General features: G+C 69.5%; 16 protein-coding genes. 8 read left to right on the forward strand and 8 right to left on the reverse strand.

Going from position 1 to position 16,215, the window contains the following annotated elements:
* Positions 1 to 7 precede the first annotated feature (7 nt).
* The 3 genes from GD429_RS10795 to GD429_RS10805 all read left to right on the forward strand — a co-directional run bounded on the left by GD429_RS10795 (position 8) and on the right by GD429_RS10805 (position 2,339).
* Positions 8 to 664 carry a TerD family protein gene (locus GD429_RS10795; RefSeq protein WP_152856934.1) on the forward strand — a complete coding sequence of 219 codons (657 nt, stop codon included), beginning with the start codon at positions 8 to 10 and terminating at the stop codon, positions 662 to 664.
* 51 nt (positions 665 to 715) lie between these two features.
* On the forward strand, positions 716 to 1,582 hold the full coding sequence (locus tag GD429_RS10800) for a hypothetical protein (protein WP_152856935.1): 867 nt from the start codon (positions 716 to 718) through the stop codon (positions 1,580 to 1,582).
* A gap of 136 nt (positions 1,583 to 1,718) precedes the next feature.
* The gene (locus GD429_RS10805) at positions 1,719 to 2,339 is read left to right on the forward strand and encodes an HAD family hydrolase (RefSeq protein ID WP_152856936.1); all 621 of its coding nucleotides are present in this window, start codon (positions 1,719 to 1,721) and stop codon (positions 2,337 to 2,339) included.
* 24 nt (positions 2,340 to 2,363) lie between these two features.
* Here GD429_RS10805 and GD429_RS10810 read toward each other — a convergent pair whose 3' ends face one another.
* Positions 2,364 to 3,473, reverse strand: coding sequence for a fatty acid desaturase (locus GD429_RS10810; protein ID WP_152856937.1), 1,110 nt, complete (start codon positions 3,471 to 3,473; stop codon positions 2,364 to 2,366).
* Between the two features lie 226 nt (positions 3,474 to 3,699).
* Between GD429_RS10810 and GD429_RS10815 the strand changes: the two genes are divergently transcribed.
* Complete coding sequence (locus tag GD429_RS10815) at positions 3,700 to 4,737, forward strand: AraC family transcriptional regulator (protein ID WP_152856938.1); 1,038 nt, start codon at positions 3,700 to 3,702, stop codon at positions 4,735 to 4,737.
* A 60-nt stretch (positions 4,738 to 4,797) separates the two neighbouring features.
* Here GD429_RS10815 and GD429_RS10820 read toward each other — a convergent pair whose 3' ends face one another.
* From GD429_RS10820 to GD429_RS40410, 3 genes are all read right to left on the reverse strand, one after another.
* Positions 4,798 to 5,847 (reverse strand): lactonase family protein, encoded by a 1,050-nt coding sequence (locus tag GD429_RS10820; protein WP_152856939.1) that lies wholly within the window; start codon positions 5,845 to 5,847, stop codon positions 4,798 to 4,800.
* Positions 5,834 to 7,201 (reverse strand): MFS transporter, encoded by a 1,368-nt coding sequence (locus GD429_RS10825; RefSeq protein ID WP_152856940.1) that lies wholly within the window; start codon positions 7,199 to 7,201, stop codon positions 5,834 to 5,836. The genes GD429_RS10820 and GD429_RS10825 overlap by 14 nt, the downstream gene beginning before the upstream one ends.
* 120 nt (positions 7,202 to 7,321) lie before the next feature.
* Positions 7,322 to 7,576: a hypothetical protein gene (locus tag GD429_RS40410; RefSeq protein WP_193727096.1), complete on the reverse strand. Its 255-nt coding sequence runs from the start codon at positions 7,574 to 7,576 to the stop codon at positions 7,322 to 7,324.
* On the opposite strand from GD429_RS40410, the gene GD429_RS10835 reads away from it, so the two are divergent.
* On the forward strand, positions 7,559 to 8,539 hold the full coding sequence (locus tag GD429_RS10835) for an acetyltransferase (RefSeq protein ID WP_152856941.1): 981 nt from the start codon (positions 7,559 to 7,561) through the stop codon (positions 8,537 to 8,539). The two genes, GD429_RS40410 and GD429_RS10835, sit on opposite strands and share 18 nt — an antisense overlap.
* A 325-nt stretch (positions 8,540 to 8,864) precedes the next feature.
* Positions 8,865 to 10,343, forward strand: a complete 1,479-nt coding sequence (locus GD429_RS10840; RefSeq protein ID WP_321574536.1) for a deoxyribodipyrimidine photo-lyase — start codon at positions 8,865 to 8,867, stop codon at positions 10,341 to 10,343.
* A 30-nt stretch (positions 10,344 to 10,373) separates the two neighbouring features.
* On the opposite strand, the gene GD429_RS41605 is transcribed toward GD429_RS10840, so the two are convergent.
* From GD429_RS41605 to GD429_RS10850, 3 genes are all read right to left on the reverse strand, one after another.
* Entirely contained in the window at positions 10,374 to 10,496 is a 123-nt protein-coding gene (locus tag GD429_RS41605; RefSeq protein WP_265334672.1) for a hypothetical protein, read from the reverse strand.
* Positions 10,487 to 11,719 carry an MFS transporter gene (locus GD429_RS10845; protein ID WP_152856942.1) on the reverse strand — a complete coding sequence of 411 codons (1,233 nt, stop codon included), beginning with the start codon at positions 11,717 to 11,719 and terminating at the stop codon, positions 10,487 to 10,489. Before GD429_RS10845 ends, GD429_RS41605 begins: the two co-directional genes overlap by 10 nt.
* A 183-nt stretch (positions 11,720 to 11,902) precedes the next feature.
* Positions 11,903 to 12,844: a LysR substrate-binding domain-containing protein gene (locus GD429_RS10850; RefSeq protein WP_152856943.1), complete on the reverse strand. Its 942-nt coding sequence runs from the start codon at positions 12,842 to 12,844 to the stop codon at positions 11,903 to 11,905.
* 249 nt (positions 12,845 to 13,093) lie between these two features.
* Between GD429_RS10850 and GD429_RS10855 the strand changes: the two genes are divergently transcribed.
* Complete coding sequence (locus tag GD429_RS10855; protein ID WP_152856944.1) at positions 13,094 to 14,134, forward strand: alpha/beta fold hydrolase; 1,041 nt, start codon at positions 13,094 to 13,096, stop codon at positions 14,132 to 14,134.
* A 270-nt stretch (positions 14,135 to 14,404) separates the two neighbouring features.
* A complete protein-coding gene (locus GD429_RS10860; RefSeq protein ID WP_152856945.1) occupies positions 14,405 to 15,160 on the forward strand; it encodes a 4'-phosphopantetheinyl transferase family protein in 756 nt (251 codons plus the stop codon).
* 21 nt (positions 15,161 to 15,181) lie between these two features.
* Here the strand turns inward: GD429_RS10860 and GD429_RS10865 are convergent, their stop codons facing one another.
* A complete protein-coding gene (locus tag GD429_RS10865) occupies positions 15,182 to 16,102 on the reverse strand; it encodes a glutamate/aspartate ABC transporter substrate-binding protein (RefSeq protein WP_152856946.1) in 921 nt (306 codons plus the stop codon).
* Positions 16,103 to 16,215: the final 113 nt, after the last annotated feature.

Genomic DNA, 16,215 nt, shown 5'->3' on the forward strand with positions numbered 1-16,215 from the left:
GGTTCAGATGATCAATTTGTCGAAAGGCGGTCGCGTCAACCTGTCGAAGGAAGCGCCCGGCACGCAGAAATTCCGCATCGGTCTCGGTTGGGACGCAAACGCGACGGACACGGGCACGGATTTCGATCTCGACGTGTCGGTGTTCCTGTGCAAGTACGATGCGCAGACCAATCCGAAGCTGATCTCGGATCAGCACTTCGTGTTCTACAACAGCGAAGTGCGCACGATGGACCGCAACGAAACCTTCATCCAGCCGGGCGACGATTTCCCGAAGCGCGGGATGCCGGCGTCGAAGTGCATGGGCGTCGTGCATAGCGGCGACAACCGCACGGGCAGCGGCGGCGGCGACGACGAAGTGATCTTCATCGACATGACGAAGCTCGCGGCCGACGTCGAGGAAATCTCGGTGGTCGTGACGATCGACCAGGCCGAAGCGCGCCGCCAGAATTTCGGGCAGGTTCGCAACAGCTACATCCAGATCGCCGACGAGGTGTCGGGTGCGGTGATCGCGAAGTATGCGCTGGAAGAGGATTTCTCGATGGAGACGTCGGTGCAGGTCGGCAGCTTCTATCGCCGCGACGGCCACTTCATGTTCAAGGCGGTCGGCGCCGGCTACAACCGTGGCCTCGGCGACTTCGTGCGCGCGTACGGCGGCGCGGTCTGACTGGCGGCAGCCCGGCGTGCGGGAAACCGCCGCGCCGGGCAGGATGCAGCGATGACGAATCCGTCCGACGAGCCGAAGCGGCTCGAGTTCGATACGACGCCCGAGCGCACGCCCGGGCGTCTTGCGTTCGACGTGCCGGCCACGGCCGGTGCGCCGGCCGCGCGTGCGCCTGATCGCCCGGCGCCGCAGGCGCTCGACTTCGGGCCGGCGGCCGACCAGGCCATGCGCGCGGCGCCCGCCGATGCGGTCGGCCGTGCGCTGTTCGGCGATTCGAACCACCCGTTGCTCGAATCGTGCTTCCGCGCCGCGCAGGCCAGCTTCCCGAATCTCTATCCCGACTATGCGCCGCGCATCGAGCGGCACATCCGGCAACTGGTCCCGCTCAAGCTCGCGACGGTCGCGACGATCGGCGACGGCGCGCTGGAGACGGCGGGCAACCTCGTCGAAGCCGTCGCGGCGACGACGCGCGAATTCAACGAGCTCGGCGCGGCCGACATGATGGCCGGCATGCTCGCGCAGGCGACGCGCAAGGCCGGCATGTTCGAACGTTGGTTCGGCGCGGCGTCGAGCCATGTCGACTACCGCGCGGCGCTCGGCGCGCTCAAGCAGTCGCTCGGCTTCTTCCCGCGCCGCACCGAGGAGCTTGCCGCGAAGGTCCGCCATGCGGAAGAAAACCTCGTGGTCGTGCTCGCGGCGCTGAGCGCGGTGGCGGACGTCGTGCGCGTGCCGGACGACGCGGGTGTCGAGCGCACGCTGTTCGACCGCCGCAACATCGTCGGGCAGGCCGTCCAGCAGATCCGGATGCAGCCCGCGCAACTGCGCGGGCTCGACGAGCGCGTGACCGATCTGCTGTCGCGCGCCGATCACCTGATGAACGTCGTGCTGCCGGCGGCGCTGGCGGCGCGGCCGCAGCGCTGAGCGAACGGCACGACGGCCACGTGCGCTTCCGCATGCGTGGTCGCTGCCTGGGCCACGCTTCGTCATGCCGTTTCGCGCATGCCGCCGCGAGTCTGCTATCTTCCCGGGCATCTCATCGCTTTCCCGCCGATTCTCCATGACTGACCGCATCGTCGCCGCGTTCGATTTCGACGGCACCATCACGACCACCGACAGCTTCCGTCACTTCGTCCGCTACGCGGTCGGCACGCCGCGCTTCGCGTGGGCGGGGCTGCGCGCACTGCCGTGGATCGTCGCGATGAAGGCCGGGCTGCTGTCGCGCGGCGACGCGAAAGCGAAGTTCGCGTCGTTCGCGTTCGGGCCGGTTCGCGAGGACGCGCTCGATGCGCTGGCATGCACGTTCGTCGATACGACCCTGCCGCGCTTCGTGCGTCCCGAAATGCTCGAGCGGATTCGCGAGCATCGGGCGCGCGGACACGAAGTCGTGCTGGTCAGCGCGTCGCCGTCGCTGTATCTGGAGAAATGGGCGAAGACGGCCGGTTTCGACGCGGTGCTCGCGACGCGGCTTGCGTTCGAGCGCGGCGCATTCGCCGGGCGGCTCGACGGCGAGAATTGCTGGGGGCCGCAGAAGGTCGTGCGGCTGCGCGGGTGGTGGGGCAACCGACCGCCGAAGCAGTTGTTCGCGTACGGCGATAGCCGCGGCGACAAGGAAATGGCCGAACTCGCGAACTGGTCGTGGATTCGCGGGCAGGGAGCGATGCCGCTGATCGGCGATTGATGCGGCGCGCAGCCGGCGCAGGTATTACGCGTCGGCCCGCGCGTGGCGCGTGCCGCGCGAAGGACGATAAGCGCCCCAGCGATTCGCACGCGCAAACGTGCCGACGTCGTTGAAGCGCACGCCCACTTCGCGCAGCGCCGCATGCGCGGTTCGCGCGGTGAGTTGCCGGATATAGAACGGATCGCGCACCACGAAGTGATGGATCGCGTGCGTGCTGCCGAAATTGAAGCAGAACAGCTGGAACGGCGTCATCCACCACGGATTCAGTACTTGCGTCTGCTGGATCACGTTGCGCGAATCGATGTCGCCGAAGTAATGCATGTTCGAGCTGACGAAGTTGATGCAGAAGCTGCGCACGAAGTTCGGCCCGAGCCACACGACCGCCAGGAAATCGACGACATTCATCGCACGCTCGACGACGGCCGGCACCGTTACCGCATAGCCGAGCGCATGCAGTGCAAACAGCCCGACGTGATAGACGATGAACGCATGCCACAGCGCGTAGTACACGTGACCGACCGGCATGTACGACGACACCTGCTCGACACGCAACTGCATGCGCTCGGCCCGATCCTGCACCGGCTGCGCGGCCACGTACTGCTTCACCTTGCGGCGCATCGCGGCTGGCCGCAGCACGACGGCGAGCATCCCGTCCGCGATCATCAGCAGGCGCTTCACGCCCCAGCGCTCGCCGTTGGTGATGCCGAATTCCTCGAGATCCGATTCGCCGCCCGACACCTTGTGGTGATGCAGGTGCATGCGCCGGCGCGTCCACGGGTTGATCGTGCCGGGCCGCGTGAGCCAGCACAGCGCCATCATCAGGTGATAGGCCCACGGCGTCTTCTTGAAGTACATCAGGTGGATCAGGTCGTGCTCGAGCTCGTGAATCAGCGACGTGACGAACGCGGCGAGCGGCAGCGCGACGTACCACGCGATCGTGCCGCGTGCATACAGCCACGCGATCGCGAGCATCGCGGCTACCGACACGGCCATCACGGTCGCGCCGACGAGGTTCTGGTTGTCGAGCAGCGGAAAGCGCGCGCGGATCGCATCGCTCGCGGCATTGACCTCGCGGCGGACGTACGCGACCTTGTCGGCGTCGTTGCGAAAGACGGTTCGTGCGGGTTGGCTCATCGACCGGAATCCGTGCGGAAAGAGTGGGGCGTTATGCCGATGTGACAAGCATAGGCGCGCGCCGCACCGCACGCGAGGGCCGCCGGTGCCAATGGTGGTGTCATTTCGGGCCGCGATGGCCGGCGAGCGGGCATCCGACGGTGCGCCGCGCGGCTAGAGTGCCGCCGCGGTGTCATTGCAGGCCAGCGACGCTACAATCCGCCGAAACCGCTCCGGAGCCCTGTGCATGGCCCTGTCCGTCCCGGATGCCGCGCGCCAGTTGAACAAGGCGACGGTGTCGTCCGCGTATGCGCTGTTCATGCTGATGCTGGCCGAGGAGCGCGGCATCGATGGCGGCCGCATTCTCGCCGGCTCGGGCGTCGAGCGCGAGCGGCTCGCGCAGCCCGATGCGCGCATCACGCCGCTGCAGCAGGCGGCGATCGTGTTCAACCTGCTCGACGCGACCGACGACCCGTCGATCGCGATCGAGATCGGCCTGCGCAGCAGCCTGACGAAAGCGGGGCTGATCGGCTTCGGGTTGATGAGCTGCGCGACGCTCGGCGAGGCGATCGCGCTCGGCATCCGCTATCTGCCGACGCGCGTGCCGTTCTTCTCGGTGCGGCTCGCGCAGCTCGACGGGATCGTCGACATCGACGTGCTCGAAGCGTTTCCGCTCGGCCGGCTACGCCAGTTTGCAGTGGAGAACTTCCTGGTCGAGACCGCGATCCTGTTCAATTCGCTGCTGTATCCGGCGCCGGGGCGCACGCTGCAGTCGCGCGCCGAACTGCATTTCGAATGGCCCGAGCCGCCGTGGTTCGAGCGTTATCGCGCGCGGCTGCCGCGCTGTCATTTCGACGCGAGCGCGAACCGCATCCGTTGCGACGCCGCGCTGCTCGACGAGCCGATCGGCACCGCGAACGCGCAGACCGCGCAGATGATCGTCCAGCAATGCGAGGCCGAACTCGCGCGGCTCGGTTATGCGGAGAGCATCGTCGAGCGCGTGCGCAACCTGCTGATCTGCGGCGACGGCGGTTATCCGTCGGTCGACGACGTTGCGCGCGAGCTGTATGTGTCGGCGCGCACGCTCAAGCGAAAGCTCGCCGAGTACGGCGCGACCTATTCGGCGCTGCTCGACGAGATCCGGCTGCGCGATGCACTGCGGTTGCTGGAAGGCACGCACCTGCGGGTCGACGAGATCGCGGCGCGCGTCGGTTATACGGACCGCGCCAACTTCACGCGCGCGTTCAAGCGCTGGACGGGTGTTGCGCCGAGCGAGCGGCGCTGAGCGCGGGGGCGAACGGATCTTTGCTGCAGCCTTCCCGATCCTGCGCCCGGCGCGGCTTCGTCAGACGATCTCGACCCAGTTCGCACCGCGCCCGCCCGCTGCCCGCGCGTGCAGCGACAGCGCGCCATCGTCCGGCGCGATCGCATACACCGACACGTATTCCGACTGCTCGCCGCACGCGACGAGCCAGCGCCCCGACGGATCGATCGCGAACCCGCGCGGCTGCGTCTCGGTGGTTGTCGCGTGTGCCGGCTCGAACGTACCGTCGGCGGTGCGGCGATAGCAGAGCAGTTGGCTCGACGTGCGTTCGCTGACATAAGCGAACCGCTCGTCGGGCGTCAGGTGCAGGTCGGCGGCCCACACCGAAGGTTCGGCGGGCGCGGGCGGCCGTGCATGGCCTTGCGCAAGCCCGGCGGCGGCCGGGTGGCGCGCGCTCACATGCGCGTCGCCGAGCCTGCCGGTGTCGGGATCGCGCGCGAACGTCGCGAGCGTGCCCTGGAATTCGCTGACGACGACGAGCGCGCGGCCGTCGCGCGCGAATCGCAGGTGGCGCGGGCCGAAGCCGGCCGGCACGCGCGTTTCGCCGTGTTCGACCAAGCGCAGGCCGGCTGCGTCCTCGATGAGCGCGAAGCTGAACACGCGATCCGAGCCGAGCGAACTGACGTACGCGAAACGATTGTCCGGCGACACGATCACCGCGTGCGCGTTCGCGATGCCGCCGGCCACCTGCAGCGGCGTGCCGTCGCCGTCGCGCACACGCGCGGCGTCGTAGAGGCTCAGCGAATGCCCGCCGTACGACGCGCCGAGCAGCCAGCGGCCGCTGCGGTCGAGCGACAGGTACGCATGGCTCGCGTCGATCGCGGTCGCGCCGATGCGCGCGAGCGCGCCCGTGGCCGCGGCGACGCGGAACGCTACGATCGTCGGCTGCTCGCCGCGCGTCGCGACGTAGAGCCGCGCGTGGTCGGCCTGCACGGCGATCGGCATCGCGACGTCGGCGGCCGGGTAGCGGGCGAGCGGCGCGAGCGTGCCGTCGCTCGCGAGGGAGAACGTGGCGAGGTCGCCGTCGGCGGCATTCGAGACGACGACGGTCAGGCGGTCAGTGTTCGGCATGGCGGAGCATCGTGGCGTTCGTGAAGGATTCGTCGGCCGGCAGGCCGCGCGGCGGATCGCTGCGCCGGTGCGTGCGCGCGAACAGCGCGGCGACCGCGGCGACGAGGGACGCGATCGCGAGCGCATACAGCCCGCCCGTGATCGAACCCGTATGTTGCTTAAGATAGCCGAATGCCGTCGGCGCGACGAAGCCGCCGAGATTGCCGACCGAGTTGATCAGCGCGATCACGGCCGCGGCCACGCGCGTGTCGAGATAGCCTTGCGGGATCGGCCAGAACAGCGACGCCGCGGCCTTGAAGCCGAGCGCGGCGAAGCAGATCGACGCGAACGACCACACGGGATCGTGCGACGTCGACGCGAACAGCCCGCAGGCGGCGAGCACGAGCGCGAACGCGAGCCAGCGCTGCGGATGTTTCCATTTCGCGGACAATACCGCGAAGCCGTACATCGCGCCGATCGCGATCATCCACGGAATCGTGTTGTACAGGCCGACCTGGAAATCGGTGAGGCCGCCCATCTTGCGGATGATCGTCGGCAGCCAGAACGTGGCCGCGTAGATCGTCAGCTGGATCGAGAAGTACAGGAAGCAGAACAGCATGATCTGCGGATCGCGCAGCAGCGCGGTGGCGCGCACGGGCACGTTCGAGCGAACGTCGCGCGTCGCGCGCTCCGCGTCGAGCGCGTTTTCGAGCGCCGCGCGTTCGTCGGTCGTGAGCCACGTCGCGTCGCGGATGTGCGATTTCAGCAACAGCCAGCTCGCGCCGCACAGCGCGACCGAGAACAGCCCTTCGATCAGGAACATCCATTGCCAGCCTTCGAGGCCGAAGCCGCGGATCGACAGCAGCGCGCCGGTGACGGGCCCGGACAGCACCGACGCGAATGCGGAGCCGCCGAGGAAGATCGCCATCGCCTTGCCGCGCTCCTGCGGCGGCAGCCATTGCGACAGGTACAGCACGACGCCGGGGAAGAAGCCGGCCTCGGCTGCGCCTAGCAGGAAGCGCAGCACGTAGAACGACGTGTCGTTCCACACGAACGCCATCGCGGCCGCGACGATGCCCCACGTCGCCATAATCCGCGCAAGCCACACGCGTGCGCCGTAGCGCTGCATCAGCAGGTTCGACGGCACTTCGAACAGCGCATAGCCGACGAAGAACAACCCTGCGCCGAGCCCGTACGCGGCTGCGCCGATGCCGATCGACGCTTCGAGGTGGCGATCGACGAAACCGACGTTCACGCGGTCGATGTAGTTCGCGATGAACATGATCAGCACGAGCGGCAGCACGTGCCACTTCACTTTCGAGACGGCGGACGCGAGCGGGTCGCGGCCGGGCAGCGCGGGCGAGGGCGGGTTCAACGGTGTCTCCGGTTGGGCGGTGGACGGGGCGGCAGCCCGCGTCGGCGTCTGGGTGGTGGTTTATGTAGTATGTCGTCGTATGACATGGTACGCCTGAGTGCTAATGGAGACGTCACGGGTTTACCCGGAAATTTCCCAGATATTGGTGAATGTCATGAGATCGGTTGGATGTTCGATCATGTCTGATGACGTATGACTATCGTGGGCATGTGCGCTGCAAGCCATTTGCAGGTGAATCCGGCTACGCTGTATCGAGGCGCGCGCGCGGTCGCGGCAAAATACCGGGCTCGCGCGCTCGGTGTGCATCGCATGCGCGCGAACGGCGGCGATTTCATGCTGAAGACGGAGCGACGGAACATGCAGGACAACCACCATGGACGGCACTTCTTCGCGTTCAACGGCGATGCGGATGGCCTGTGCGCGCTCCAGCAACTGCGGCTCGCGGAAGGCGTGCGCGGCACGCTCGTGACCGGCGTGAAGCGCGACATCAAGCTGCTCGAGCGGATCGATGCGCGGGCCGGCGATCGTGTCACCGTGCTCGACGTGTCGCACGACCAGAACCGCGACGCGTGCGCGCGACTGCTGCGCGAAGGCGCGGCAGTCCGCTATTTCGATCATCACTTCGCGGGCGAACTGCCCGCCGATCCGGGCTTCCACGCGCATATCGACACGGCGGCAGATGTCTGCACGAGTGCGCTCGTGAACTGCCATCTCGGCGGTCGGTACATGCGCTGGGCGATCGTCGCGGCGTACGGCGACGAACTGCCGGCGCTCGGCGACGCGCTCGCGCGCGAGCACTGGATCGACGAAGCCGAACGCTGCACGCTCGCCGAACTCGGGCTCTACCTGAACTACAACGCATACGGCGATTGCGTCGGTGATCTGCACTTCGATCCGGCGGCGCTCGCCGACGCGATGCTGCCGTGCGTCGATCCGCTCGATTTCGTGCGCGAGACCGCCGTGTTCGCCGCACTGCGCGACGGCTACCGCGACGACATGGCGCGCGCATGCGCGCTCGCGCCGCTGCGCGAGGTGCCGGGCGCGACGCTGGTACGGATGCCTGATCAACCGTGGGCGCGGCGCGCGACCGGGATGCTCGCGAACGAACGGATGCGCAACGCGCCGCATGCGGCGCTCGCGGTGCTGTCGCCGCGCGCCGATGGCGGGCTCGTCGTCAGCGTGCGCGTGCCCGACGGCCGGCCGCTCGGCGCCGACGAGTTCTGCCGTGGCTTTGCGACCGGCGGCGGGCGCAAGCGCGCGGGCGGCATCAACCATCTGCCGGAAACCGAGTTCGACACATTCGCCGCGCGTTTCGAGGCGGCGTTCCGGCTCGATTGACGAAGCGATCGGCGACGCGCGCCGTGCAGCCGTTGCGCGGTGCGCGTCGTGGCCAGGTCAGCCGAATCAGCCGGTCGCACCCGCGAGCATGGCCGGCACGTGCCGCGCATCGCGGTGCACGTGCACCCGACATCGAGCGTAGGCCGGCGGACGCGGCGAAGAATCGTCGGAATGGTCCAACGCGTTTTGCCGGGCGCGCGACACGGTGCCATGGCCGTGGCCGTCATCGGCACGCCGAACGTCGCACGGCGACACCGCACGTCGACACCGCGCGGTGCAGCCGCGACAATATGCATCCTGTTCCGCGTTCCGCATCGAGGTGCCCGTGCCCGCCAAGTCGTCCGTTGCTCCCGCGATCGTCTGGTTTCGCGACGATCTGCGCGTGACCGACCAGCCCGCGCTGACGCGCGCGGTCGAGTCAGGCCGGCCGCTCGTGTGCGTGTTCGTCGACGATACGGGCGCCGGTTCGGGGCGCCCGCTGGGCGGCGCGGCGCGCTGGTGGCTGCACGGGTCGCTGGCCGGGCTCGACGCCGCACTCGCGCGTCACGGCGGGCGCCTGCTGTTGTTGCGCGGCGACGCGCAGCGCGAGATCGAGCGCGTCGTACACGACACGGGCGCGGCCGCCGTGTACTGGAACCGCCGCTACGCGCAGCCGCAGCGCGACGCCGACGCGGCGCTGAAGGCGTCGCTCAAGGCACGCGGCGTCGCGGTCGAGAGCAGCAACGGCAGCCTGCTGAACGAGCCGTGGGAGGTGTTGACGGGCAGCGGCGCGCCGTACCAGGTGTTCACCGCATACTGGCGCGCGGTGCGCCGCGAACGCACGGTCGCCGCGCCGCTGCCGGAGCCGGAACGGATCGTGTTTCAACCATGGCCGGAAAACGTGCGTGGCCGTGCGCTGGCGCTCGACGCGCTCGCGTTGCGCTCGCCCGTGCCGGACTGGGCCGGCGGCCTGCGCGACGCATGGCCCGCGCCCGACGAGGCCGGTGCGCATGAACGGCTCGACGCGTTCCTGACGGTATCGCTCGCCGGCTACGCGGATGCGCGCGATCGTCCCGACCGGCCCGCGACGAGCCGGCTGTCGCCGTTCCTGCGCTTCGGCAACGTATCGCCGCGACAGGTGTGGCACGCGGTGCAGGGCGCCGCGAATGCAGGCGGCGCGGCGTACGTTGCGGGCACCGACAAGTTCCTGAGCGAGCTCGGCTGGCGCGAGTTCAGCTACGCGCTGCTGTATCACTTCCCGGCGCTCGCGACCGACAACTTCCGCGCGCAGTTCGACGCGATGCCGTGGCGTGACGATGCCGCGGCGCTGCGCGCGTGGCAGCGCGGCCGGACCGGCTATCCGCTCGTCGATGCGGGCCTGCGCGAGCTGTGGACGACCGGCTGGATGCACAACCGCGTGCGGATGGTCGTCGCGTCGTTCCTCGTCAAGCATTTGCTGATCGACTGGCGCGCGGGCGAAGCATGGTTCTGGGACACGCTGGTCGACGCCGATCCCGCGAACAACGCGGCGAGCTGGCAGTGGGTAGCCGGCTGCGGCGCCGACGCCGCGCCGTATTTCCGCATCTTCAATCCGGTCGCGCAGGGCGAGAAGTTCGACCCGGACGGCGCATACGTGCGGCGCTGGGTGCCCGAACTCGCGAGCCTCGACACCGCGTCGATCCACGCGCCGTGGGAAGCGTCGCCGCTGCAGCTCGACGCGGCCGGTGTGCGGCTCGGCGTCGACTATCCGGCGCCGCTCGTCGATCACGCCGCCGCGCGAGTTCGCGCGCTCGATGCGCTGGCCGCATTGCCGAAACGTCGCTGACCGTCTGCCCGCGCGGCACGGTTTGCCGCGTCAGTTGCAGAACGCGACGTGTTCGAGCAGCGCGTACGCGATACCCGAATCGAAGTAGGCCGCGCCGCACCACGCGACGAACGCGAGCATGCCGGCCGCCAGCGCCGCGCGGATCACGCCCATGCCGCGTTGCGCGATGCCGGACGCGCGATACGCGCGTCGTCGATCGGCAGGTGCAGGAGCGCCGCGAGCACGCCGAGCGCGATCGAGCCGATCCACAGCGGCAGGTACGAATGCGTCGCGTCGTACACGAGCGCGCCGAGCCAGACGCCGAAGAAGCTGCCGAGCTGGTGCCCGAAGAACACGAAACCGAACAGCGTCGCGATGTAGCGCACGCCGAACACCTGCGAGATCACGCCGTTCGTCAGCGGCACCGTGCCGAGCCAGGTGAACCCCATCACGGCCGCGAACACATGGACGCTCGCGGGCGACAGCGGCACGGCGACGAATGCGGCCATCGCGAGCGCGCGCACGAGGTACAGCGCCGACAGTACGTACTTGCGCCGCAGCAGCCCGCCGAGATGCCCGCATGCATAGGTGCCGGCCACGTTGGTCAGCGCGATCAGCGCGAGCGCGACGCTCGCGTGGCGCGCCGGCAGCCCGTGGTCGAGCAGGTAAGCAGGCAGGTGCGTCGCGATGAACGCGAGCTGGAAGCCGCACGCGAAGAAGCCCGCGTTCAGCAGCCAGAAACCGCGATGCGCGAACGCCTCGCGCACCGCTTCGCCGATCGACTGATCGGGGCCGGCGGCGGTGCCGGACGCCTGCGCGGGCCGGTCGCGCAGCAGCACGGCGAGCGGCGCGAGCAGCGCCGCGACGAGCGCCAGCGCGACGAACGCGTGCCGCCAGCCGATACCGCCGATCAGTTCCTGCGCGACGGGCACCATGCAGAACTGGCCGAGCCCGCCGATCGCGCCCGCGACGCCGAGCGCCCAGCCGCGCCGGTCGGGCGGAAACAGGCGGCTCAGCGCGCCGTAGATCGACGCGAACGCCGAGCCCGACAGCGCAATGCCGATCACGAGCCCGGCACCGGCCGTGAACATGCCGGTCGACGCCGCATGCGCCATCGTGACGAGCCCGGCCGCATACAGCAGCATCCCGGCGACGATCACGCGCACCGAGCCGAAGCGGTCGGCGACCATCCCCGTGAACGGCTGCGCGACACCCCAGATCAGGTTCTGCAGCGCCAGTGCGAGCCCGAACGCTTCGCGCGACCAGCCATGGTCGAGCGATACGGGCGCGAGGAACAGGCCCTGCACGTGGCGGATGCCGAGCGCGGCGCCCATGATCAGGCCGCCGGCCAGCACGGGCAGCCAGCGGCGTCGGACTTCCTGCTCGATCGGGGTCATGCGTGTCTCCGGATGTAGGCGCGCGGCGAACGGCCGCGCTCGATCCGATTAGACGATCGGGCCCGGCGTCGCTCAAGCGATCATTCGGTCAGGTTGGCATGCGTGCGGGGAATGTGACGGGGCGGCCGGGGCGGCAATTTCCGGCCGTGCGTGGTCAGGGGTATCCGAACAGCCGGCGCCGGCTTACGTCGACGCCATGTCGTGCGCGCGCATCGCGGCATCGCATTCGGCCGCTTCGGCGAGCATCCAGTCGCGCACGTCGGCGACTTCGCGGCGCGGTGCCGGATCGTGCTGGAACAGCCAGTAGCCGTACGCATCCGACAGCGCCTGCGTGTGCGGCCCGAGCACCGCGAGCCGCCCGTCCGCGAGCATCGGCGAGACCAGCGCGAGCCGGCCGAGCGCGACGCCCTGGCCCGCGATCGCGGCCTGGATCACCTGGTCGTACTGGTTGAAGCGCAGCACGCCTTTCGGACGCGCGTCGCCGAGCCCGGCCGCATGCAGGTGCGTGCGCCACTGCAATTGCCGTTGCGGCGGCCCGTCGAACTCGAGCAGCACGTGGTCGGCGATCGCGGCCGCGCTCGTGACCGGCCGCGCGGCGAGCGCGGGATGCGCGACCGGCACGACGATCTCGTCGAACAGGCGCAGCGCGCCGGCCGGCGCGCGATCGCGCGGGCAATAGCGGATGCCGAGGTCGATGCCCTCGGCGCGCAAATCGAGTACCTTGTCGTTCGCGGCGACGCGCAGGTCGATCTCCGGCAGGCACGCCTGCAGCCGCCCGAGCCGCGGCAGCAGCCACAGCGCGGTGACGCCGATGCTCGCGGTGATCGTGACGGGCTGGCGTTCGCGCGCGGCGGCGAGCGACGCGACGGTGTCCTGCAGGCTGTGCAGCGCCGCATCCGCGACCCGGAACATCCGCTCGCCTTCCGGCGTGAACGCGATCTTCCGGTAGCCGCGCTGCAGCAACGCGACGCCGAGATGCGCTTCGAGCGCATGCACCTGGCGGCTGACCGCCGACTGCGTGACGCACAGGTCCTGCGCGGCGAGCGTGATGCTCATGCGGCGGCCGACGGCGACGAAACCGCGGACCAGGTCGAGCGACGGGAGACGGACGAGAGGCGTTGACATGCGCGTGACTCATGCGAACGGAGCAGGAAGATTGGTTGAGAACGCGGCACGCGTCAAGTTCAATGGAGGCTGGCCGATGGGCGCGGGCGGCGGCTCGGAGCGTGAAGCACGGGGCCGGAGCGGGTGCTGAAGCGCTGACTCTGGCCGACCGCAAAGCATGGGACCAGGGTAAGCGCTGAAGCGCTAACTCTGGTCGACCGCGAAGCATGGGACCAGAGTAAGCGCTAACTCTGGTCGACAGGAGACAGGATGACGATTTCGAACGAAGGAGACGGAGCGGCACCGGGCAGTCGCGCGGCGGGCGCGTTGGCACCCGAGCCCGTGACGCTGCGCGCGGCCGACGGCTTTGAATTGCGCGGCCATGTGTGGCGCCATCGCGGCGGCGGTGCGGCGCGGCCCGTGACGGTCGTCAATTGCGCGACGTCGGTGCGCTGCGACTATTACTTCCGTTTCGCGGCCTGGCTGTTCGCGCAGGGGCGCGACGTGCTCGTCTACGACTATCGCGGTATCGGCGGGTCGCGCCCGGCGCGGCTCGCGAAGCTGCGCGCGAACTGGCTCGACTGGGGGCAGCTCGATTGCGAGGCCGCGCTGCAATACGCACGCGACGCGTTTCCGGGGCAGCCGATCGACGTCGTCGCGCACAGCATCGGCGGCTGCGTGCTCGGGCTCGCGGCATCGAACGTGCACGTGCGGCATGCGGTGACCGTCGGCGCGCAGTATGCGTACTGGCGCGATTACCTGCCGGCCGAACGGCGGCGCATGTGGTGGAAGTGGCATGTCGCGATGCCGGCGCTCGCGGCCGTGTTCGGCTACGTGCCCGCGAAGCGGCTCGGCTGGATGGAGGACACGCCGCGCGGCATCGCGCTGTCGTGGGCGCGCTCGCGGCCGCGTTTCGAGGACGGCTACGTCGGCGGCCTGTTCGAGGACGGTGCCGTGAGCCGTGCGGCGCTGCCCGCGCGCTTCGCGGGGCTGTCTGCGCCGATGCTCGCGATCGGTACCGATGACGACGCGTTCGGCACGATCGACGCGATCGAGCGGCTGGTCGGTTACTACACGGGCAGCGACGTCACGCACCTGCGGATTGCGCCAGCCGACATCGGCGTCGACGCGATCGGCCATTTCGCGTTTTTCCACAGCCGCTTCACCGACACGCTGTGGCCCGTCGCACTGTACTGGCTGCAACACGGCGTGCTGCCGGCCGATGCGCCGGGCAGCGTGCACGCGCTTCATCCGGCGTCGCGTGCGCGGTTGACGGGTGGCGGCGTGCCGGGCGTTGCCGCGAACGGATGAAGCGGGGCGGCCGCGCAATGCGGTGCCTACGCGGCACGTTGCCGCGCGCGGCCTTCGAATGTCGTTCGTGAAGCATCCGTCGTTCGGTACCGATCGCGAGCATCGGCGCAGACAGCCCCGCGAAGCGCGCGGGCAGCGCCGCGCGGATCACGGCAGCTTCCTCGAGGAGTTCGATGCGGGCGCGGCAATCCGCGCACGCGCCGGTTCGTGCGCCGGCGCGATCGATTAACATCGGACGTTTCATTCCACAGCCCAGGCTGCCGCGTGCCGATGTCCATTCCGTCCGATTCCGCTTCCCCAGTCGACACCCCCCGTGCGTGGCGCATGCAAGCGCTCGACGTGCCGGCCGCCGCGTCCCGCGCCGGCGTGCGGATCGCGCGCATCGATTTCGACTGGCGCGTGCCGCTGGCGTCGCCCGCGTATGCGGCGCTCAGCGATGCCGAGCGTGCACGGGCCGCGCGCTTCATGCGGCACGAGGATGCGGTGCGCAGCGCCGCGACGCGCGCCGCGCTGCGCGACGTGCTCGGCGCGGCCCTCGGTGTCGCGCCGCACGCGGTCGCGATCGTCGTCGACGAAGCGGGGCGGCCGTCGCCGGACCCCGCGCATGGCACGACGCTCGATTTCAACGTATCGCACGCGGGCGATCATGCGCTGCTCGCGTGGGTGCCCGCGGGCCGTGTCGGCGTCGACATCGAATCCTGCAGCCGCACGACCGACTGGCGTGCGCTGACGAGCGAAGTCTGTGCGCCGGCCGAGGCCGCGTATCTCGATGGCCTGCCGCCCGACGCGCGCGCCGGCGAATTCATGCGGGTCTGGTCCGCGAAGGAGGCGCTGCTCAAGGCGCTCGGCACAGGCATCGGCGGCGGGCTGCGCGCGTTCGCGGTCGTGCCGCCGCGCGATGCGGCGACACCGGCGACGACGATCGTCGAGCCGGCCGTGCCCGCCGCCGGCGTCGCGGCGTTCGACGCGGCGTGGGTCGACGCGGCGCCCGGCTACGCGGCATGCGTCGCGTGGACGCGCGCGTGAACCGGCGTCAACGGGCGGCGTTCATTCGAGCGGCGTGTCGTTCGGCGCCGCGTAGCGCGCCCTGATCACGTCGCTCATCGGGAAGTCGAACGACAGCCCCTTCGGCGGCACCGGCTTCATGAACCACTTGTCGTACAGCGCGTCGATCTCGCCGCGCTTCATCAGTTGCACGAGCACGCCGTCGACGAGCGCCTTGAACTGCGGATCGTCCTTGCGCAGCATGAACCCGTAGGCCTCCGACGACTGCGGCGTGCCGACGATCTGCCAGTCGGCCGGCTTCGCGGCGAGCTGGCGCACGCCCGCGAGCAGCACGTCGTCCATCATGTACGCGGCCGCGCGGCCCGATTCGAGCGTGAGGCGTCCTTCGCCGTAGTCCTTCGCGCTGATGATCTGCATGTTCAGCTTCCTTTCCTCGTTCATCTTGCGCAGCAGGCGTTCGGACGTCGTGCCCTGGTTCGTCACGACCGTCTTGCCGGCGAGGTCGGGGAAGTCGCGGATGCCCGACGTCGTGCGCGTGAGCAGGCGCGTCGTCGCGACGAAGAAGGTGGTCGAGAACGCGACCTGCGCATGGCGCGCGGCCAGGTTCGTGGTCACGCCGCATTCGAGGTCGACGGTGCCGTTCTGCACGAGCGGGATGCGGTTCTGCGACGTGACCGGGATGAAGCGCACCTGCAGGTCGGGCTTGCCGGTGCGCGCCTTCACCGCGGCGATCACGCGGTCGCACAGGTCCTGCGAGAAGCCGATTACCTTGCCGCTCGCGTCGACATAGGAGAACGGCACCGACGTTTCGCGATGGCCGATCGAGATCAGGTTGCTCTGCCGGATCTTCTCGAGCGTGCCCGACAGCGGCTCGGCGGCGAGCGATGCGCCGCACGCGAGCGTGCACGAGGCGACGAGCAGGCTGCGGCGGAACAGGGCGGCGAACCGCGGCGGGAAGGTCATGGCGGGGCTCCTTGGTGAATGATGATCCGTATGTTGCCAAAGACAAAATAACTGCAACATATGTTAATGACCGGGTTCGTCGGGCCGGCCCGTCAGGCCATGCCGGACATCAG

Origin of the sequence: Burkholderia sp. BE17 (genome assembly GCF_009362305.1) — a bacterium.
Taxonomy (GTDB): Bacteria; Pseudomonadota; Gammaproteobacteria; order Burkholderiales; family Burkholderiaceae; genus Burkholderia; species Burkholderia pyrrocinia_C.